This is a genomic window from Candidatus Binatus sp. (assembly GCF_030646925.1).
In the GTDB taxonomy this organism is placed as follows: domain Bacteria; phylum Desulfobacterota; class Binatia; order Binatales; family Binataceae; genus Binatus.
In genome coordinates this window covers 42,698-63,205 of record NZ_JAUSKL010000109.1, presented here as the reverse complement: position 1 = coordinate 63,205, position 20,508 = coordinate 42,698, and the positions used below count along the sequence as shown (strand labels likewise).

General features: G+C 62.7%; 16 protein-coding genes. 4 read left to right on the top strand and 12 right to left on the bottom strand.

Annotated elements, in window-relative coordinates:
* The 5 genes from apgM to Q7S58_RS19250 form a co-directional block, all read right to left on the bottom strand.
* A partial coding sequence (gene apgM, locus Q7S58_RS19270) for a 2,3-bisphosphoglycerate-independent phosphoglycerate mutase (protein WP_304829883.1) occupies positions 1-819 on the bottom strand: 819 nt, incomplete at its 3' end.
* Positions 820-843: 24 nt separating this feature from the next.
* Entirely contained in the window at positions 844-1,947 is a 1,104-nt protein-coding gene (gene thrC, locus Q7S58_RS19265) for a threonine synthase (protein WP_304829880.1), read from the bottom strand.
* Positions 1,948-1,950: 3 nt separating this feature from the next.
* Positions 1,951-3,249 (bottom strand): homoserine dehydrogenase, encoded by a 1,299-nt coding sequence (locus tag Q7S58_RS19260; protein WP_304829877.1) that lies wholly within the window; start codon positions 3,247-3,249, stop codon positions 1,951-1,953.
* 43 nt (positions 3,250-3,292) lie between these two features.
* The gene (gene alaC / locus Q7S58_RS19255) at positions 3,293-4,501 is read right to left on the bottom strand and encodes an alanine transaminase (RefSeq protein ID WP_304829874.1); all 1,209 of its coding nucleotides are present in this window, start codon (positions 4,499-4,501) and stop codon (positions 3,293-3,295) included.
* A 135-nt stretch (positions 4,502-4,636) separates the two neighbouring features.
* Positions 4,637-5,884, bottom strand: a complete 1,248-nt coding sequence (locus Q7S58_RS19250) for an MFS transporter (protein WP_304829871.1) — start codon at positions 5,882-5,884, stop codon at positions 4,637-4,639.
* Positions 5,885-6,218: 334 nt separating this feature from the next.
* Between Q7S58_RS19250 and Q7S58_RS19245 the strand changes: the two genes are divergently transcribed.
* Positions 6,219-7,598, top strand: a complete 1,380-nt coding sequence (locus tag Q7S58_RS19245) for an AarF/ABC1/UbiB kinase family protein (RefSeq protein WP_304829868.1) — start codon at positions 6,219-6,221, stop codon at positions 7,596-7,598.
* A gap of 11 nt (positions 7,599-7,609) precedes the next feature.
* Complete coding sequence (locus Q7S58_RS19240; RefSeq protein ID WP_304829865.1) at positions 7,610-8,788, top strand: acyl-CoA dehydrogenase family protein; 1,179 nt, start codon at positions 7,610-7,612, stop codon at positions 8,786-8,788.
* Positions 8,789-8,966: 178 nt separating this feature from the next.
* Here the strand turns inward: Q7S58_RS19240 and Q7S58_RS19235 are convergent, their stop codons facing one another.
* The 5 genes from Q7S58_RS19235 to Q7S58_RS19215 all read right to left on the bottom strand — a co-directional run bounded on the left by Q7S58_RS19235 (position 8,967) and on the right by Q7S58_RS19215 (position 15,549).
* The gene (locus tag Q7S58_RS19235) at positions 8,967-9,419 is read right to left on the bottom strand and encodes a TraR/DksA family transcriptional regulator (protein WP_304829862.1); all 453 of its coding nucleotides are present in this window, start codon (positions 9,417-9,419) and stop codon (positions 8,967-8,969) included.
* A 22-nt stretch (positions 9,420-9,441) separates the two neighbouring features.
* On the bottom strand, positions 9,442-10,782 hold the full coding sequence (gene rimO, locus Q7S58_RS19230; RefSeq protein ID WP_304829859.1) for a 30S ribosomal protein S12 methylthiotransferase RimO: 1,341 nt from the start codon (positions 10,780-10,782) through the stop codon (positions 9,442-9,444).
* Positions 10,783-10,858: 76 nt separating this feature from the next.
* Positions 10,859-11,578, bottom strand: coding sequence for an outer membrane lipoprotein carrier protein LolA (locus Q7S58_RS19225; protein WP_304829856.1), 720 nt, complete (start codon positions 11,576-11,578; stop codon positions 10,859-10,861).
* A 69-nt stretch (positions 11,579-11,647) separates the two neighbouring features.
* Positions 11,648-13,843, bottom strand: coding sequence for a DNA translocase FtsK 4TM domain-containing protein (locus Q7S58_RS19220; protein ID WP_304829853.1), 2,196 nt, complete (start codon positions 13,841-13,843; stop codon positions 11,648-11,650).
* 65 nt (positions 13,844-13,908) lie between these two features.
* Positions 13,909-15,549 carry a ribonuclease J gene (locus tag Q7S58_RS19215; RefSeq protein ID WP_304829849.1) on the bottom strand — a complete coding sequence of 547 codons (1,641 nt, stop codon included), beginning with the start codon at positions 15,547-15,549 and terminating at the stop codon, positions 13,909-13,911.
* A gap of 189 nt (positions 15,550-15,738) precedes the next feature.
* Here Q7S58_RS19215 and Q7S58_RS19210 point away from each other — a divergent pair, with 189 nt between their 5' ends.
* Positions 15,739-16,203 (top strand): single-stranded DNA-binding protein, encoded by a 465-nt coding sequence (locus Q7S58_RS19210; protein WP_304829846.1) that lies wholly within the window; start codon positions 15,739-15,741, stop codon positions 16,201-16,203.
* Between the two features lie 1,536 nt (positions 16,204-17,739).
* Entirely contained in the window at positions 17,740-17,883 is a 144-nt protein-coding gene (locus tag Q7S58_RS19205) for a hypothetical protein (RefSeq protein WP_304829843.1), read from the top strand.
* 324 nt (positions 17,884-18,207) lie between these two features.
* Here Q7S58_RS19205 and Q7S58_RS19200 read toward each other — a convergent pair whose 3' ends face one another.
* A complete protein-coding gene (locus Q7S58_RS19200) occupies positions 18,208-19,290 on the bottom strand; it encodes a phosphotransferase (RefSeq protein ID WP_304829840.1) in 1,083 nt (360 codons plus the stop codon).
* A gap of 19 nt (positions 19,291-19,309) precedes the next feature.
* On the bottom strand, positions 19,310-20,491 hold the full coding sequence (locus tag Q7S58_RS19195) for an HlyD family secretion protein (protein ID WP_304829837.1): 1,182 nt from the start codon (positions 20,489-20,491) through the stop codon (positions 19,310-19,312).
* Between the last annotated feature and the right edge of the window lie 17 nt (positions 20,492-20,508).

Sequence of the window (20,508 nt, the reverse complement as noted above, 5' to 3'; positions counted from 1 at the left end):
GTCGGTATCCAGATATCCAGTCGCGCCCGGCACCTTGATCAATTCGAGTCCCGCGAGCCGGCCGAGTCCGTTGACCAGGTCCACCGCCGAGATGACTCTGCCTTCGACGCCGAAGCGATCCTTGAGCGTCGGCACCGCGGGGCGAGTCCCCTGCCCCCAAAACCACGCCGACGTTGCCCCGATTTTGCCGTTCGCGCGCCGTGCGATATTGACCGGATGCTCGCGCAGAATCTCCACCGATCGCGTCATCAGATTGCGCAGCAAGTCGGCACCCGGCCCGATCGGCAGATGCGTTTCGATCGGCTTGCCGGTGATGTCGTGCGGCGGCGTGAGTTTCGTCTCCGTCACGCCGCCGCGCCACATCATCAGATGCCGGTAGCTGACGCCGTTGAAAAACTCGATTCCATCTCCGCCCAGTTCACGCCGGATATCATCGACGATCTGCGCCGCTTCCTCGCTCGTGATGTGCCCGGACGTGAAGTCGTTCATCAGCATCGCGCCACCGTCGTCCGGCTTGAGCGACACCAGGTTCATCCGGAACACGACGTCGCGCACACCCATCTCAATTCCCATGCTGGCCGCTTCGATCGGCGCGCGCCCGGTGTGATAACGCCGCGGATCGTAGCCGAGCATCGTCATCGTGCCGACGTCGCTGCCCGACGGCATCCCGGCAGGAATCGTCGCGACCATGCCGAGCGTGCCGCGCGTCGCGAGCAAATCCATGTTGGGTTTGCGCGCGGCCTCGAGCGGCGTCTTGCGCCCAAGCTCGTCGCACGGCCAATCGGCCATCCCGTCGCCGTGAATGATGATGTACTTCATCGCACCGTTGATTTAATCGCGCGACTATTCGCGCTCCAAAACTCTCAGCACCTTTTCGATATCCGGTTCGACCACGATCGTGTTGCTCAGATTTTTCAGCGCCGTGTCCGGATCCTTGAGCCCGTGGCCGGTGAGCGTACACACGACGACGGAGCCCGGCTTGAGCATCCCGGTACCCGCGAATTTCAGCAATCCCGCGACCGACGCTGCCGACGCCGGCTCGGCGAAAATGCCGCCCGCCGCGATCAACCGATACGCCGCGAGAATCTCCGCGTCGGTCACCATGTCGATGATTCCGCCCGATTCATCGCGCGCCGTCGTCGCACCTTTCCAGCTCGCGGGATTGCCGATTTTGATCGCGGTCGCGACCGTGTGCGGATCGTCAATCGGATGCCCCACGACAATTGGCGCCGACTCAGCCGCCTGGTAGCCCATCATTTTCGGCAGCCGCTCGCTCAGTCCGACTGATTTGTATTCCTGATAGCCAGCCCAGTACGCCGTGATGTTGCCCGCGTTGCCGACCGGCAGAAAATGATGCGTCGGCGCGTCGCCGAGCTGATCGCAAATCTCGAACGCCGCAGTTTTCTGCCCCGCGATTCGGTCGGGATTGACGCTGTTTACCAGCCGGATTCGGACCGGGTCGCGCTCCGCCAAATCACGCACGACCTTCAGGCAGATATCGAAGTTGCCGATTACCTCGAGCACCCGCGCGCCATGCATCACGCTTTGCGACAACTTGCCCAGCGCCACCGCGCCCTTGGGAATCAGCACGTATGCCTTCAGTCCCGCCCGGCCTGCATATGCCGCCGCCGACGCTGCGGTATTGCCGGTCGAAGCGCAAATCACGGCGCGCGCGCCTTCGCCCAACGCCTTTGAGATCGCGACCGTCATGCCGCGGTCCTTGAACGAGCCCGTCGGATTGGCCCCCTCAAACTTAAAGTAAACCTTGATATTCAGTCCGAGCCGCTCCGCGATCGCGGGCGCCTCGATCAGCGGCGTATTGCCCTCGTTCAATGTCACGACCGGCGTCGCATCGGTGACTGGCAGGAAGCGCCGGTAGTGCTCGATCAGCCCGGGCCAATTGGTGAGGCGCGGGCGTTCCGATGTGCGCTGCGGGTCGTGGCTCATCGGCTAAAGATTCTCCTCGATACGGATAAACGCGGGCGTTGATTGCACGATTCTCTTCCTTCGAATTTCCGCCAGCGCGCGTTTCAAGCTGCGCTCCGGCGCCTCATGCGTGCGCATAATCACCGGCACTGTCTGCGCCGCGCCGCGCCCCTTCTGGATCACCGACGCGATCGACAGCCCGTGACGGCCGAGCACCGACGCGATCGCGCCGAGCACTCCCGGCTTATCCCGCGCCATGAACCGCAGGTAATATTCGCATACCACGTCGTCCATCGGCTTGACACTGGCGCGCTCGATCAATTCCGCCGGCAGGCCGAGCGCATTCGACGCTCCCGAACTCCCCGACAAGCGCCGCCGCGCGATTTCCAGGATGTCCGCCATCACCGCCGTCGCCGTCGGCATCTGCCCCGCGCCCAGGCCCGAGCACATCGTCGAGCCGAGCGCCTCGCCGTGGATATAGATCGCGTTGTATGCGCCGCCGACGCCCGCCAGCAGATGCCGATTCGGGATCATCGTCGGATGCACCCGCGCTTCGATCGCGCCGTCGTCGTCTTTCGCGATCGCGAGCAGTTTGATCGCGTAGCCAAGCTCGCGCGCGTACTCGATATCAGATTGCGTGATGCGCGTGATGCCCTCGGTATAGACTTGGCGCGGCTTGAGCCCGACGCCAAACGCCAGCGTCACCAGCAGGCAAAGCTTGTGCGCCGCGTCGTGCCCTTCGATATCCAGCGCGGGATTCGCTTCCGCGAGTCCGGTCGCCTGCGCGTCAGCCAGCGCCGACGCAAATTCGACTCCGGTCTCGGTCATGGTGGTGAGAATCGAGTTGCAGGTGCCGTTGACGATTCCGTAAACTGCGCGCTGGCGATCGCCCGCCAGCGAATCGCGCAGGATGCGGATGATCGGCACGCCGCCGCCGACGCTCGCCTCGAAGCCCACCGAAAGTCCCCGTTTGCCCGCCACACGAAAGATCTCGTCGCCGTGCTCGGCCAGCAACGCCTTGTTGCCGGTGACGACATCCTTGCCCGCTCCGAGCGCGCGCAGGATTAGCTCGCGCGCCGGCGTTTTGCCGCCGAACAGCTCCACAACGATATCGACGTCGGGACGCGCAACCGTCGCTTCGTTGTCGCGGCTGATCAGTTTCGCGGTGATGCCGAGTGACGGGTCCGGCTTGAGGCTTCGATCGGCGATGACCGCCAGTTCGAGCGGCGCGCCGAGCTTGCGCTCATAGATCGCGGCATTGCGGCGCATCAACTTGACGACGCCGCCGCCAACCGTGCCGCATCCGAGTAGCGCAATCCGCACCGGTTTCAATCTGATTCCGCCGACTGCGTTTCTATGCTGCGGTTCAGGAGACGCTCGCCGCGCGTACTTGTATTTCCGCGGCGCCGCGAGCCAGCGCATGACGGATGCCGCGAATCGCCTGGCGCGTGCGATGCTCATTTTCGATCAGCGCGAAGCGCACGAAGCCGTCGCCGTCCGCGCCGAATCCAATTCCCGGCGAGACCGCGACCTTGGCCTCCGCCAGCAGGAACTTGGCAAACTCGAGCGAGCCCATCGCGCGGAACGGCTCCGGAATCGGCGCCCACACAAACATCGTGGCCTTGGGCTTCTCGACCGGCCATCCGGCGCGATTCAGCCCCTCGACCAGCACGTCGCGCCGCCGCTTGTAGGTCGCATTGATCTCGCTCACGCAATCCTGCGGACCGTTCAGCGCCGCGATTGCCGCCACCTGCACCGGCGCGAACATCCCGTAGTCTAAGTACGATTTGAGCCGGCTGAGCGCGCCGATCATCTCGCGATTGCCGACTGCGAACCCGACCCGCCAGCCCGGCATGTTGTAGCTCTTCGACAACGTGAAAAATTCGACGCCCACCTCTTTGGCGCCCGGCACCTGCATCATCGAGGGCGCCTTGTAACCGTCAAAACACAGGTCCGCGTAGGCGAAATCCTGCGCCACCATGATTTCGTTTTCGCGCGCGAACTCGACCACGCGATGCATGAAATGCAAATCGACCGTCGCCGTGGTCGGATTGTGCGGAAAATTCATGATCAGGAATTTCGGCCGCGGCCAGCATCGATTCACCGTCGCCATCAGCTCGTCGAAAAATTCCTCGCCGCGCCGCAGTGGTACGCCCTGCACCTGCGCGCCCGCAATGATGCATCCATATTGATGAATCGGATAGGTCGGCGTCGGCGCCAGCACCACGTCGCCCTGATCGAGAATCGCCAGCGCCATGTGTGCGATTCCTTCCTTCGAGCCGATCGTCACGATCGCTTCCGAATCGGGGTCGAGCTCGACGCCGTAACGCCGCATGTACCAATCGCAAATCGCGAGCCTCAGCTTGTACACTCCGCGCGACACCGAGTAGCGATGATTCGCAGGCTTTCCCGCCGCCTCGATCAACTTGGCTACGATATGCGGCGGCGTCGGCTCGTCGGGATTGCCCATGCCGAAATCGATAATGTCCTCGCCGGCCTGCCGCGCCTTCAGGCATAGCTCTCCGATCGCGTTGAAGACGTAGGGCGGCAATCGCTTGATGCGTGGGAAATCCATTGTTCCTCGAACTGGTCGATCTCCTTCTGTGCTCGATGCTTTGCGGCGCGATCCGTTGATGCGCGCGAACATTAAGTTTTAACCGACAGTGGCCAGCGCCGCTAGTGGGACGCTTCGCTCCTGCCGACGCGGCGCTTACTTCGCCGAGTTGGTGAGCGCCGTCACCGGGCTCATCCGCGGCTTCAAGGCCCAATAAATCGGCGCCGCGCAAAGCGAGATCAGCGCCGATATCTGCCACTCGAACGGGATTCCCGCCGTGTCCGCGATGCGCCCCGCGCCGAGCAGGCCAATCGATCCTCCCATCGTCGCGAACGTGCTGTTGAACGACAGCAGCGTCGCGCGATTGCTCGATTCAAGCTGCTCGTTGAACCAGCTCTGCACCAGCGGCTGCATCGCGCCCGTGCAGAGGTTCATCAGGAACAGCAGCCCCAGCGCCCAGTATGGCCGCCCGCCGAACACGCCCGCGAAGAACAGCATGATGCTCGCGAGAATCACCAGCGCGCTCACGCGCGACGCCCGCTGCGATTCGTCGCCCTCGGTCCGCGCGCTGATCTCCGCGCCGATCATCCGCGCCGACGACAGCCCGCAATAGATCCAGCCGATGATCCATACGCCGACGCCGAAACTCTCGTTGAACATCACCGGCCACTCGACCCAGTACGGCGCCCACGCCGCGAACGTGATCGCGCCCGCCGCGCTCAGCATCAGCACCATCCGCGCGCCGAGCCCGACCCGGATTCCGTCGATCACGCGCGTCGCCACCTCGCGCGGGATCGCCGAAATCCTGTGGCGGACTTCACGCGGCCGCTCGTCGTGCATCATGTATGCGCCGACGATCCCGCTGATGAAATAGCCCGCCGCGCCGAGCAGCCACGGCAACGCGATATCGATGTCGGCGACGTATGCGCCGATCAGCGCCGACGCCATAAAGCCCGCGGTACTAAGCTGCGCCACTCGCGAAAACAGGCGATCCTTGAGGCCCGCGTGGCCCGCGTCGTCGAGCGCATCGACACCCCACGCATCGATCGCGCCGTTGCCGAAGGTCGTGCCGACACCGTCGATACTCTCCGCGATCAGGAACACGTAGTAGTGATGCGCATAGTAATAGACGATGAATGCGCACACCCTGAGCGCCGCGCCCAGCACGTACGAGCGCCGGCGTCCAAGCAGGTCTGCAAACGCGCCGGTCGGCACGTCGGTGACGAACAGCACGACGAAGTAGGTCGCGAGCACGCTGTTGATTTCGAACTGGCTGAGTCCGCGCGAATGCAGGAATATCGGATAGACCCCGAACAGGAATCCGCCGGCGAATGAGTACATCCCCCACACCGTGTAATAGCGGCGGATGACGTCGTTGATTGTCGGTACCTTGATTGCGTCCACTGCGTACATTTCCACACCATCTGCCACGCCAGAAAAGGAAAAGGCCCCGGGGCTCTGCAGCACCCGAGGCCTTTTGAGCCAAGTATCGATGTCCGTCTCAATTCAGGAGGACAACCACCACAGTTGAATTGGGGACAAGACGCACCTCGGTACCTGACATAGCGAGCAGAATAGACGCAGATCGCGATGTCAGTCAACAGCGAATAAGGCCGCCGAATCGACTTCGCCGCGCAGCGGCTGTTCTGCCGGGCGCGCATCGCGTAGGATTCAGATTCCGCATCGCGTAAGATCAATCAAATCCGGCGCCGCGTGCCGCGCTAACGACTGCGATTAGATGCCCACTTCGAAGCCCGACAATTATCTCGACTTCCCTGCCGATATCACTGGCCCCGGCCTGCTGACCCGCGCGTGGCGGTTCGGGAATGTCGTCTGGCTCGCCGCGCGCGTTTACCTCGGCTACAAGAGCGTGCAGCTCTGGACGCGATTCATCAGCGACCGCAACAAGGCCGAACTTTATCGACGCCAGGATCTGCGCGCCGCGCGCGCTCTCTATAGCACCGCGATTCAGCTGGAAGGCCTGCTGATCAAGGCGTCGCAGTTCATCGCGACTCGCGCCGACGTGCTGCCCGACGAATGGGTCTCGACGCTGTCCGGCCTGCACGATCGCGTTCCGCCGCGCCCGCTTGCGATGATCCACGATCAGATCGAGCGCGAGCTTGAACGTCCACTCGGCGACGTGTACGCCGAGTTCGACGCGGCGCCGATTGCCTCCGCCTCGCTCGCGCAGGTGCATCGCGCGCGCCTGCACGACGGCCGCGAATGCGCAGTCAAAGTCCAGTATCCCGGAATCGACGGAATCGTGCGCGCCGATCTCAAAAACATGACCACCGTGCTCCGCTGGCTCGCGATGCTCGAGCACGACTTCGACTACCGCATCCTGATGCGCGAGATGCTCAAGTACATCCCGATGGAACTCGACTTCGAGCATGAGGCCGACAATTCCCAGACGATGCGCCGCAACTTCGCGCACAACCCCGACGTCATCATCCCCGAGGTGTATCGCGAGTTCACCACCCGCCGCGTGCTGACGATGGAACTGGTGAGCGGCATCAAGGTGACCGACGTCGAAGGTCTCGAGCGCGCGGGAATCAACAAGCACGTCGTCGCGCAAAAGCTGGTCGAGAATTTTTGCGAGCAGGTGCTGCGCGACGGTTTCTTCCACGCCGACCCGCATCCGGGCAACATCCTGATTCAGCCGGGCCCGAAGATCGTGCTGCTGGATTTCGGCCTGGCGAAGGATTTCCCGCCATTATTTCGCGATGGAATCGTCCGCCTGACGTTTGCGATCCTCACTTCTGATCGCGCCGGGATTGTCCGCAGCTTCGGCGAGCTTGGCTTCCGCACGCGCAACGGCTCGCCCGACACCCTGCTCGCGCTATCGGATCTTTTTCTCGGCAACACAATCAAATCGAAGAAGGCATACGCCGACAAGGAACTCATCGAACAATTCTCCGAGGAGTTTCCGCGCACGCTCCGCGCCAATCCGGTCGTCGAAGTGCCCGCCGACGTATTGCTCGTCAGCCGCATGATGGGTCTGCTGAGCGGGCTTGGTAAATCACTCGATTCGCAAGTAGATCTGTTCACCACGATCATGCCGTATGCTCAGCGACTGATGATCCCGTTGATTCCGCAGCCCGCGCCGGCTGGCGAATAGGTGCGAATAGAATGTCCAGCCGACACGAACAATTGGTGGCGATAGCAGCCGAACTCGCGGCCGATTTCGCCTCGCGCGCCGCCGAGCATGATCGCGATAATTCGTTCCCGGCCGAGAATGTTCAAAAAATGAAGGACGCCGGCTACACCGCGCTCCTCATTCCCGAAAAGAACGGCGGCCTCGGCGGCGACCTCGAAGACTTCGCGCTTTGCCAGGAGCAACTCGCGCAGGGATGCGCCGCGACCACCATCGCAATCAACATGCATCTGTTCGGCCTCGGCAGCATGGTCGAACGCGCCACTGGGCGCCCCGAGGAATCGTTTTTCTTCGACGCTATCGGGCGCGCCAAACAAATTCTCGGCGGCGGCATCAGCGAACCCGAAACCGGCGGCGATTGGGGTCACTTCGCGACCCGCGCGCGGCGCGACGGCGCCACTTACATCCTGAACGGCCACAAGACCTTCACCAGCCTCTCGCCCGTCATCGATCTGTTCATGGTGATGGCGACGATCGAAGACAGTAATCCAATCTCGGCGGCGACATTTGTCGTCCCGCGCGGCACGCCCGGCCTCGAATTGATCGAGACCTGGGACGCGATGGGCATGCGCGCGACCGCCAGCCACGACCTCGTCATCAAAGATGTTCGCGTGCCCACGATCGCGATGGCCGAGCAACGGCCGGTCGGTCCCGTCAATGAGCACGCGATCTCGCTGTTCTCATGGTTCGGAATTTCCGTTGCCGCGACCTACACCGGTATCGCGATCGCGGCGCTGAAGTTCACCAAGGAATTTGCCGATCGATTGAAGCCGTTCGCGATGCCGCGCCCGATCAAATATCTACCCGGCGTCCAGTTCGCGATTGCCGAGGCTGAAGCTCTAATCGCGCAGTCGCGCGCGCTCTATCTGGGGGTCGCCCGCGACTACATCCACGATCGCGCGTCGTTCAAGGGCGAAGCCGGACTCGCGCGGGTCGTGATGCCGAAATACGTCGCCACGAACAATGCGATCCGCGCCGTCGATTACTGCATGGAAGTCGTCGGCGCGCACGGGATGCTCAAGAAATTTCCGATGGAGCGCTATTTCCGCGATGTCCGCGCCGGCGTGAATCATCCGCTCTCGAACGCCCGCGCCCGCGAACTGCTCGGCAAGGTCGCGATGGGAATCGGCCTCGCCGAATCCCCCCGCTGGTAGCCGCCACCAGCTATCCAATTGTTCGACTCCCTTCCGCATTCTGAGCGGAGGCTGCCTTCCGATACCTCGCCCGCTTCGTTGCGGAGGAGGTAGCCGAGGCGCGGAGCGACGAGGCTGGTGAGGGTGCCGAGACGCCTGACAGATCAACCAAGCGTTGCCGAATCCGTCAGCCACCGCGCTAGGCGGTGTCGTCGTCGGCGTCGGTCGAGCCGGACTTGCGATACGCGTTGCGCTCGTCGTCGAAGGCGCGCTGGGTTTTCGCCTCGCGTTCCTGATCCTGCTGGCAATCGCGGCAGAGCCGCGTGAACGGCATCGCACTCAAGCGCTCTTCCGCGATCTCAAGCCCGCACGATTCGCACACGCCGTACGAATTGTCGGCTATCCGCGCGAGCGCATCTTCGACCTGCTTCAGCTTCACGCGCTCGCGATCCGACAGGATAAAACTGATTTCGCGATCGCGCTCCTCCGACGCGAGGTCGTATGAATCGCGGCCTTCGTCCACGTTGCCTTCGCGTTCGGTGCGCAATACCGAATCGAATTCGTCGAGCAGCTTGTTCTTGGTTTCCAACAGACGCTCGCGCAGGTTGGCGAGGAATCTCTTTCGACGCGCGGCGGCCGCTTTCTTTGGCATCTCGGTCTGCTCCCTTTCCCGCCTATGCAGCCACGCCCACGATCGTGGCTTGCAAGTCATAGCTGAGCGCCTTGTCGATGCGCGCGCGGACAAACTCTCCCGGCTCGGCCTCGCCCGCGAGAAACACGCTGCCGTCGATTTCCGGCGCCTGCCCTCTGCTCCGGCCGCGCAAGCGCGTGCCGCGTCCGGGCATCGGTCCTTCGACCAGCACTTCGACTTCGCCGCCGACGAAGCTCCGATTTTTCGTGAGCGAAATCTCCGATTGGATCGCCATCAGTTCGGAGCGCCGCGCGCGCTTGACGCGCTCCGGCACCTGGTCCGGCAAATCGTATGCGGCGGTGTTTTCCTCGCGCGAGTAGGTGAACACGCCGACGCGATCGAAGGTTTCCTCGCGCACGAAGTCGACCAGCCGCGCGAATGCCGCGTCGGTCTCGCCGGGGAATCCCACGATAAACGACGTCCGGAGCACTACGCCGGGAATCCGCGCGCGAATACGGTCCAGCAGCTTGCGCAGCGCCGCGCCGGACCGCTCGCGGCGCATCGCACGCAGCATCGCGTCGTCGGCGTGCTGCAGCGGCATGTCGATATACTTGAGCACCTTCGGCAAGCTCGCGATCGCGTCGAGCAATTCGTCGGTAACGAAATTCGGATAACAGTAGAGCAGCCGAATCCAGCGCAAATCTTCGATTTCCGACAATTCCTCGAGCAGCGCAGCAAGACTCGACGCGGGCTGGAGGTCGCGTCCGTACGCGGTCAGATCCTGCGCGATCAGATTCAGTTCGCGGACGCCGCCACGCACCAGCATACGCGCTTCGGTGACGAGATCGGCGGCCGGCCGGCTCTCATGCAAGCCGCGAATTTTCGGGATGATGCAGAACGCGCACTTATGATTGCACCCTTCGGAAATCTTCAAGTAAGACGTGAAGAAATCTCCGGTCTTGATTCGCGCCACCTGCGCGCTCGGCAGCAGATGAGCCGCGCCGGCATACGGTATCGGCCGCATCTCGGGCGATTCGGTCCGTCGCAGCAACTCCGGCAGCTCGAGAAAATTGCCCGTGCCGACGAACACGTCCACCTCGGGCATCGAATCGGCAAGCTCGATTGCGTAGCGTTGCGACAGGCATCCCGCGACCACCAGCCGCTTGCCGGCTCCGCGATGCTTGACCTCCGCCGCTTCGAGAATCGCGTCGATCGACTCCTTCTTCGCCGCCTCGATAAACGCGCACGTGTTCACCACCAGCACCTGCGCCTCGTCCGGGTCGAGCGTGATCTCGAAACCCGCCGACGTCAGCGCGCCAAGCATCAGCTCGCTGTCGGCGAGATTCTTGGGACATCCAAGCGTCAGGAGATGAATTTTTTCCATGATGCGTCGAAAATTATGGGGCCACTAACGCTACCCGCATGTGCCGATCGAGGCAATCGCGCGAAGGAAAAATGAACTAGTCGTCGTTATCCGGGGCATCCGGCGCAGTTGACGAAGGCGCCGTCACGATATCCGCGCCGGCCGGCGCCTTGAACGCAAACTGATCCTCGGAGATTCGCACGTTGCTGCGGATATCGCTGAACCTGACTGCGGTCACGTCGCCGAGTTGATCGGTGAGAGTCAGCGTCACCAGATCGTAGCTCTTGGGATCGAGTCCGATTTCGATTCGGTATCCGCCCGCCTTCGCGTTGAGCTTCAGATGAATCAAATCGCCGGGCTTCGGCGGCGACGCAAACTCCGCGCTGAAATCGTGATCGATATTGCCCATCCCCAGCAGGAACGAGGTCGCGCTGCTCGATTTGAGCGCGCTCTTGAGCGGCGTCTGCACCACCTGGTTCAGGTCCGGGTCGTAGCTGAACAGCATCTCGCCATCGCTCACGATCGTTTGCTTCTCGGGCTCGATGAAATCCCAGCGCATCCGGCCCGGCTTGCGAAACGACACGGCGCCGGCGCGGTTGCGCTTCGGCGCGCCGACGGTCGCGATCTCCTCGTTGAACTTCGCGGAGAACGAGTTGGTATCGCGATAATGCTTTTGTAATCGATCGAGCACCTGCCGCAGTTCGTGGCTGACCGGCGTCTTCATCGCGACGGTTCCGTCCGCGCGCGCGCTGCCCATTGCGACCATCAGCACCATCGCCGCTTCGAACACGCCCCACTTCAGCGCATTAATCTTCATCGCAGTCAGTCGTTGCACCCTACTCTCTGTTGATTGGACGAAGCCGGTCGCCGGCGCTTCAATGCCCACTTAGTTCGCGCTGCGCTTGCGGACTTCGCGCGGCTTCGCGCCATCCGCCGGCATCACGATTCCCTCGCGCTCCATCTGCTCGACCATCCGCGCCGCCCGATTGTAGCCGATTCTGAGCCGCCGCTGGATCATCGAGATCGACGCCTGATCGCTCTCGAGCACGATCCGCACGGCTTCGTCGTAGTTCTGGTCCTGAAAATCGCCGCCGCCGCCCGCCGCGTCGTCTTCGCCCGGCCGCCGGGTATCGAGAATCTCCATCCGGTACTCGGGCGCGCCCTGCTCGCGCAAAAAATCGGTGAGCTTGCGAATCTCATGCTCGCCGACGAACGGCCCGTGCAGACGCCTGAGCTTCGCGCTCCCGGGCGGCATGAACAGCATATCACCCGCGCCTAACAGCCGTTCGGCGCCGATCGAATCGAGAATCGTGCGCGAATCCACGCGCGACGTCACCTGCAGCGAAATTCGCGCCGGCAGGTTCGCCTTGATCAGTCCCGTGATCACATCGACCGACGGCCGCTGCGTCGCCAGGATTAGATGAATTCCCGCGGCGCGGGCCTTCTGCGCGAGCCGCGTGATATCGCGCTCGACCGTTTTGCCTTCGCTCAGCAGCAAGTCCGCCAACTCGTCAATCACGATCACAATCTTCGGCAGCTTGCGATGCTCGATCGCTCCCACCGCCGGCTGATTCGGATCGTCCGACGCGGGAATACTCTGTCCCGCCAGCTTGAGTTGCGCGATCGGCGCGCCCGACGCGAGCGCCTGGTTGTAGCCGTCGATATTGCGCACGCCAAGCTCGCGCATCCTGAAGTAGCGGCTCTCCATCTCCTGCGTCGCCCACAACAGCGCCGACGCCGCCTTCTGCGGATCGACCACCACCGGCACCAGCAGATGCGGAATGTTCTCATACACGGAAAGTTCGAGCATCTTCGGATCGACCAGGATGAGCCGCACGTCGTCGGCGGTCGCGTTGAACAGGATCGATGCAATCATCGTGTGAATCGATACCGACTTGCCAGTGCCCGTCGCGCCCGCGATCAGCAGATGAGGCATCTTGGCGAGATCCGCCGCCACCGGCCGCCCTGCGATATCCTTGCCGAGCGCGATCGTGAGCTGGCTCTGCGCCGCCGTGAATTCCTCGGCCTCGAGAATTTCGCGCAGATAAACGCGTTCCCGTTTTCGATTCGGCACTTCGATTCCGACCACCGCTTCGCCCGGCACCGGCGCCTGGATTCTCACCGCGGCGGCTCTGAGAGCCATCGAGAGATCGTCGGCGAGATTTACGATCTGGCTCACCTTGATTCCCGACCCCGGCTCGAATTTGTACATCGTGACGACCGGTCCGGGCTGCACCTCGACCACGCGCCCCTCGACGCCGAAGTCCGCCAGCTTCTGCTCGAGCACGCGCGCGCTCCGCTCAAGCTGGCCTTGATCGACTTGCGCATGCTCGGCGGGCGGCAGATCCAGCAGCGATTGCGGCGGAATTTTGTACGCCCCCTTCTGGCGCGGCTTCGACGCCTGTGCACGATCGCGCTTGTCACGCGCCGCCGCGATATCCCGCAGGTCGAGCAGCTTGACCTTGAGCGGCGTCGGCCGCTCGTCGAAGCCATTGCGGTACTCGTCGCCGGGACCGAGCGAAATCGGATCGCGCGTGCGATCGCCGTCGGTCAACTCGAAAACCTCGCGCCGCGAATTTGCGCGGATGCGTTTCGTGACGCCCGCAGCCAATTCGGTCGGCGCACGCTTGAACATCAGCGCGAGCCCGCAAATTACCGCGAGCGCCACTGCGATCGATCCGCCGGCGACATTCAGCGAATCGTTAAGCGCCGTCGCGAGCTTGACGCCGAGCAATCCGCCGATTCGCAGGTTGTGCAGATTCCAGAGCGCGCCCGCCGTCGCGATCGCGACAATCAGAATCGCGCCGCCGCCAATTTCCCGCGCAATTGTGCCAGCCGCCGCGCCGCTCCACACTCTTGCCGCGAGCCACGCGATCAAAATCATGATCGCATAGGCCTCGTAACCCGCGATTTCGCCGAGCGCCGCCGCGATCGACGCACCCACCGGACCGCCGAGATTTGGCGCGCGCCCGAGATCGACGCTCACCAGGCTGACCGTCCCGAAGGTTGCAAACGCGAGCATCGCGAGCGCGGATAGCTCGCGCGGGATTCTGTAATCCGCCGGTACCGGAGTCTCAACCACCTCAATCGGCGGCGCGGCGGATGGCGGCGAATCGACCGGGGTCTTTTCCTTGCGCGCGATGGCGATCAGACCTCCGTCACGTACGGAATCACCAGCGGCCGCTTGCCCAGCTCGTCGCTGAAGTAGTTGCGTATCGCGCGCACGATTTCCTCTTTCACGCGCGACTCGTTCGCGCGAAATGGACCGCCGATTGCCCCCAGGCGCCGCCGCACTTCGTCGGTCGCGCGACGCATATGCTCCGAAGTTCCGTTGCCGCTGACCAGTCCGCGCGACACCAGATCGGGCCCCATCAGGATGCGGCCGGTTTGCGCCGAGACCACCAGGATCGCGGTCACAGTGCCGTCGCGCGCAAGCATCCGCCGTTCGCCAAGCAAACTCATGTCGCCCGCATCGACGCCTTCTACGATCACGCGGCCCGCATCGACTCTCGCGCCGCGGCGCGCGCCGGTTCCGTTCAGCACAATCGAATCGCCGTCTTCGAGCAGGAAACAATTCTGCTCCGGAATCCCGGCCGCGATCGCCAGCGACACGTGGCGGCTCAGATGCCGATACTCGCCATGAATCGGAATGAAATTTTTCGGCCGCGTCAGCGTAATCAGCTCGGCGAGTTCGTCCTGGCTCGCGTGTCCCGAAACGTGCACCGGCGCGACCGCGTCGTAAACCACTTCCGCGCCTTGCCGATAAAGGCGATTCACCAGCGTGTTGATCGTGCGCTCGTTGCCCGGGATAAATCGCGACGACAGCACGACTACGTCGCCGTGCTCGATCCGAACCCGCGGATGAGAATCCGCGCCGAGCTTCGCCAGCGCCGACATCGGCTCGCCCTGGCTGCCGCTCGCGAGGTAGCTCAGCCGATGCGGTTCGAGAAATTCCGCTTCGTCCGGCGTGACGAACATCCCGGGCGGGAAATTCAGTTGACCGATCTCCATCCCGAGCCGCACGCTTTCCGCGATTCGCCGCCCGAGCGGCGCCACGCGACGCCCGAACTCGCGTGACACCTCGACCACCTGGCGTATCCGATGCAGATGCGACGAAAACGCCGACAGAAAAAATCGCCCGCGCGCCCGCGACGTGAGCTCGCGCAGAATCGGTTTTAGCGAACTCTCCGATCCCGATCGCCCCGGCCGCTCGACGTTGGTCGAGTCCGACATCAGGAGCGCCACGCCCTCCGCGCCAAGTTGCGCGAAACGCTCGCGATCGAACATCTCGCCATCGACCGGCGCGTCGTCGATCTTGAAATCGCCGCTATGAATTATGATTCCCGCCGGAGTGCGAATCGCGAGCGCGATCGAATTCGGCGTCGAGTGCGTAACCCTGATCGCCTCGATCGTAAACGGCCCCGCCGCGAAAACGTCGCGCGGCGCGATCGTCCGCAGATCGATCTTCTCGTCGAGTTCCGATTCCGCGAGCCGCCGCCGCGTGAATGCGAGCGTGACGTCGGTGCCGTAAACCGGCACATTGAAGCGGCGAAGCAGATGCGCCAGCGCGCCGATATGATCCTCGTGCGCGTGCGTCAGCACCACCGCCTCGATCGTCAGATGACTCTGCTCGAGCCACGTCATCCGCGGAACGTACGCGCCGATTCCAAGCGCCGGCTCGTCGGGGAACATCATCCCGCAGTCGATCACGATTGCACGCCCGGCGCATTCCACCGCCATCAGGTTGAGACCGATCTCGCCCAACCCGCCGAGGGCAACTATTCTCACTGGGGCCGTAGCAGTGCCTGCCGCCATCACCCTGTCCTGACCTCCCCGCACCCACGCGAATTATATAGTGGTAAAAACCTTCGTGAAAGCTGACTTGCGCACGATTCGCGCGTGTGGACAGGCTTTCGCCTAGCGGCTTGCGTTGGATTAGGATGGAGATTAGCGTTTTCTGATAAGAGGTGGTGAGCGATGGCGGCGTCAGTAAATAAAGTTATCCTGATCGGCAATCTCGGGCGCGACCCCGAAACGCGATACACGAATTCGGGCAGTTCGGTGACGAATTTTTCGATCGCGACCAAGGAATCGTATGCCGACAAATCCGGCGCCCGCCAGGACCGCACCGATTGGCACAACATCATCGTCTGGGGCAAGCAAGGCGAGATGTGCGCCCAATATCTGAAGAAAGGCAGCCCGGTGTACATCGAAGGCCGCATCTCCTATCGCGAATACGAGGCCAAGGACGGCAGCGGCAAGCGCAAGGTCACCGAGATCGTTGCGATGCGCGTGCAGTTTCTGAGTTCGCGCGGTCCGGCGGCGGGTGATGACGCGGGCGACTTCGGCGGAGGCCGTGCGCGCGGCGCCAGCGTCGGCGCAGGCGCGGGCGGCGGTCACGACGAAACGGCGCCGATGGACGACGAAGACATCCCCTTCTAGGCATCGCGGCAGCAGCGGAAGCAGAACCAGAGCCAGACATTTTTGAAACCCCTCACGGGTTTCAAGCTTCCTGGGGTGACGCGAAGCCGACTTCGGGCCACAGGGCCGAATCGCAATAAAAGCAGATGCGCGCTCAGCGCTGTTAGAAAAATTAGCCAGGAAGGTAGTTTCTAAGTAGGCTCCCGGTTGACCTCTGAGCGCCAATCAGGGCCGTGTCTACACGGCTATGGGGGACAAAGGCTGTGAAATCCCTGTGCCTCGGTTTTTTATTCGCTCGATGCGAGGCGATTATGGTGCCGGAGCGCTCAAGGCGGGGGCGAGGGGGCCAACTCTTGCTACGATCCGCCGGGGGTTCCTCAACATCTGGCTTGCAGCCCTCTGGACCAAGGCGCCGTCTACTCGCGGCGCCCTGATCACCACTCGCGGGGTCAATCCCCGGTTATGTCACCGCTATTTCCCGAGATTGCATTGACCCAGGTTCCGTTAAGGCCCCCGTGGTAGGTCCAGCCCCACCAAGCAAGGTCAAAGTCGGTGGTCGAACTGAAATATAAGGTCGTCCAATCCACATAGCCTGGACAGACGCCGCTCGTGTCACACATGTAGTCGATCGTGCCGATACTTCCTTTCGTCGGCTGAGTCGGCGTGCCAAGCAGTGTACCGGTAAAAATCGTGGACAGATAGCCGCCCTCGAAAGTTCCCACCACGTCGGTCCCGATAAGGCCGGTACTCTGCGGGCTGTCGCCCGCAATTGTCGTGAAACTGCCATGGAACGCAAGGTTTCACCTCCGTTCATATCCTCCTCTCTGTCAGTTTAGTTGAAATCAATTTCCTTACCGCTTGGTATATGTCCCGTTGAGCGGGCGAACTGGTGCCGCCGAACATCGCAGCCGCCTGTGCTTGCGCGTTCGAACGAGAGAACTGACAATGCCTATGCTCGGTGAATTGGCTACCGATTTCAGTCGAGTGCTTACGACCTTGCCGTTGTCCCCAATTACAAAGCTGCTGCCACCGGTGGAGTCTCCACATCCGGCTGAGGTGACTGAGAGACTACTCATCCCCCGTCCCGTCCAACACCCTCCCTCCAGGTTTGGTGCTCAGCGCAGAAGGAATGAAAAATGATCGTCGGCGATGGCTGATTCGCTATCGTCGCTATCGCGGTACGAGGCTGGCGTCAAGGGTGCTGACTGGCGGTAATAGTGACTGTCAGTTTTTTCGCCCGCTTTATAGACCCCGCTCAACCGCCCGCTGGGGCCACCGGGAATCACCAGTTGAGTGCAAATCGGTGTGCCACTGATGCCCGGATTTCAGCCGGCAGCAAATTGGGAGACGTGCCTGTCGGATCGCATCGATAGCGGCGCAAGTTACTTCGTTGGATGAAGCTGCATTGTTAGTATCCAACTAGATTGCGCGCCTAACTATCCCCGGTAAGTTTCCCTCGCGAAGAAGCTAGTCGGAATTAGGGAAGCGCCTATCTGTTTCGAGGGCGACGATTTTCGACTGATAGGAACCTAGGACAACGACCCGCGAGGAGGCTTCATGTCACCAGTGGTATTGATTCTGATCTTGTTGTTGCTATTTGGCGGCGGCGGCGGTTACTACGCATACGGACCTGTGGGAGGATTGAGCATCGGCGGAATACTCTTGATCGTCTTGATCGTGATGCTGTTAAGCAGGCGATAGGTAAGAGCGGGAGCATCCTGAGTGCGCTGGCATCGCGTTATCCTGAGCGACGGCTATCCTCTCCGTCATCTTGAGTGGAGGCTGCCGGAGTCGAAAGATCATGGATTGTTTCTGTGGTACGCGATCCAGCACCCTCACCTACCCTCCGCAGAGCGGCGGGCCTCCTCTGCCGTAAAATAACGGGCGAGGGAATAAGACGGCAGCCATCGCTCAGGATGACGGACGCGCGTCGGTTCCGACCGGCACGACCGATGCGCTGACGTTGAGCGCGTTGAAAGATGCGGTCCCGACCCATTCACTCATCCGACGCCAGCACACTCGACATCAGTGGGGAAAGTCGAGGCGGACGGCGACGGCGGTTTTGCGCGATGCGTAGCGGCTCAGCAGACGGACAACGCCGGGCGTGACTTCGCGGATCGCCTCGGCGCGGAAGCCGACCGACTCGGGTCCGCGCGTGGCCATCATGCCGAGCATCGAGAGCCGCATCAATGCGGCGACCGCCTGGCAGTAGCGAAATCGCTGGAGCTCGAGCGGCGCCATCGCGTGGTACAGCGGCAGATACATCGCGGCGAAGTTCGCGCGGAGCCCGTTGCCGACGATGTTGTCGCGCATCCATCGCGGATGCTCCATCGCGGACGTGGCAAGGATCACGGCCGTCGTAGCGGCGTCGAGATGGCGGTCGCCGACGTCGGTGTTGACCCAATCGATCACGCCGGTGACGCGCGTATTTTTCACCATCACGTTTTGCGGATGATAATCCATATGCACCAGCGTGGGTTTGCTGGCGCGGAACACATGGGCGCGTTCGGTCACAGTTCGCAGCGCGTCGCGCAGACCGGGCAGCGGTCCTTCCTCGACGCGCTCGACGATTATCGCGAGCATCCGATCGAGTAGCGGAACCTCCGCGGCCGGCGATTCGGTGGCGTGGTGCGGAGCGAACGCGTGCGGGATGTCGCGCAGGCCGACGCTGCCCGGGTCGAGCCGATGCAATCGGGCCTGCGCGCGCACGAACGCGAAGAAGCCGAGCGAAAATGTTTTGAACGCCTGCGGGAAGCTTTTGATCGCGAAGAGCGGACCGCCTGCGAGCCGCTGCATGATCATGAAGGGTGCGCCGAGCACCTCGCGATCCGGTTCGAAGGCGTACGGTGTTGGTACCGAGTAGCCGGCGCGCGACAGGCGGTCGATCGTGGTGAATTCGCGCGCGCCTTTCGCGTCGGCGGCGGAGCCCTGGTAGAAGCGGACCACGATCGGCTCCGCGATGGGAAGCGACGGTATCGATTGCGACTCCGCGGCGAGCCGGAATTCGAGGATCGTCGTCTCCCATCCGCTGGCGAGCACGCGCAGTTGCTCGGCCGGCGCCGAGAGATAGGCGCCGAGCCGCCGTTGAATCTCGGAAGAATCAAACACGCTGGTCAGTTCGATTCGGCTAGCGGCGCATCAGGCGATCCAGGAAGTGCTGATCGTCGGGCGCGGCGCTGGGCCGGGCGCCCGGTTCCTGCTGCGAATCCGTTTCGGGCATCGGCAACGTCCTCAGCGTTTCGTTGGGCATCGTCTCGCCATTTTTCTGGAACTTGCGCTGGACGATCGACGAAATCAGCGTGCCCTTGCGATCGCCGAGATCAATCGCGACCTCGACCGAGAGTCCGAGCCGGAGCGGCTTGTCCGGCAGCGGCTGCGATTCGAACACGATCTTGACCGGCACCCGCTGCACGACTTTGACCCAGTTGCCGGTGGCGTTTTCCGGCGGCAGCAGCGAGAACGCCGCGCCGGTGCCCATGCTGATCGAATCGACGTGGCCGTGATAGACGTAGCCGGGATAGATGTCGGCCTCGACTTCCGCCGGCTGCCCGACGCGCACCTCGGTCAGTTGCGTCTCCTTGAAATTGGCGGTGACGTAGAGCTTGCCGAGCGGCACCACCGCGAGCAAAGGCTCGCCGACCTGCACGCGATGGCCGACATGGACGCTCTTGTGCGTTACGATTCCGGCGAATGGCGCGGTGATTTTCGTGTACGCGTGATCGAGCTTGGCAGCTTCGAGCGCGGCCTGCGCCTGCCGCACGATCGGGCGATCGTAGCGCGAGTGATCGGCCCGTTCCGAGCCGAGAGCCGCTTTGGCTTGCGCCAGTTGATGCTGCGCGAGAGCCTGATCGGCGCTCGCGATGCGTAGTCCGGTGCTGGCCTGATCGTATTGGGCGCTCGAGACGACCCCCTGGTCTCTCAGCGATTTGGCGCGGTCGAAATCGATCTTGGCCTGATGGAACTGCGAGCCGGCGAGCGAGACGCCGGCCTCGGCGGCTTTGACCTGCGCAAGCAGTTCCTCCACCGATTGCTTGGCGCGATCGAGTTGCGCCTGCGCCTGGTCGACGCGGACCTCGAAGTCGCGCGGGTCGAGCGTCAGCAGGAGGTCGCCTTCCTTAACGGTCCAGTTGTCCTGCACATAGACGTTGGTGACGGTGCCGGCCACGCGCGACGAAACCAGCGCGACGGTGCCGTCGACGTAGGCGTCGTCGGTCGAGACGTGATTACCGAAGTAGCGAAAATAGCGATAAGCGGGTATCGCGGCCAACGCCACCATCACAATCACCACTATCCACACGGCCCGGCGCAAGATTGATCTCATAAGGC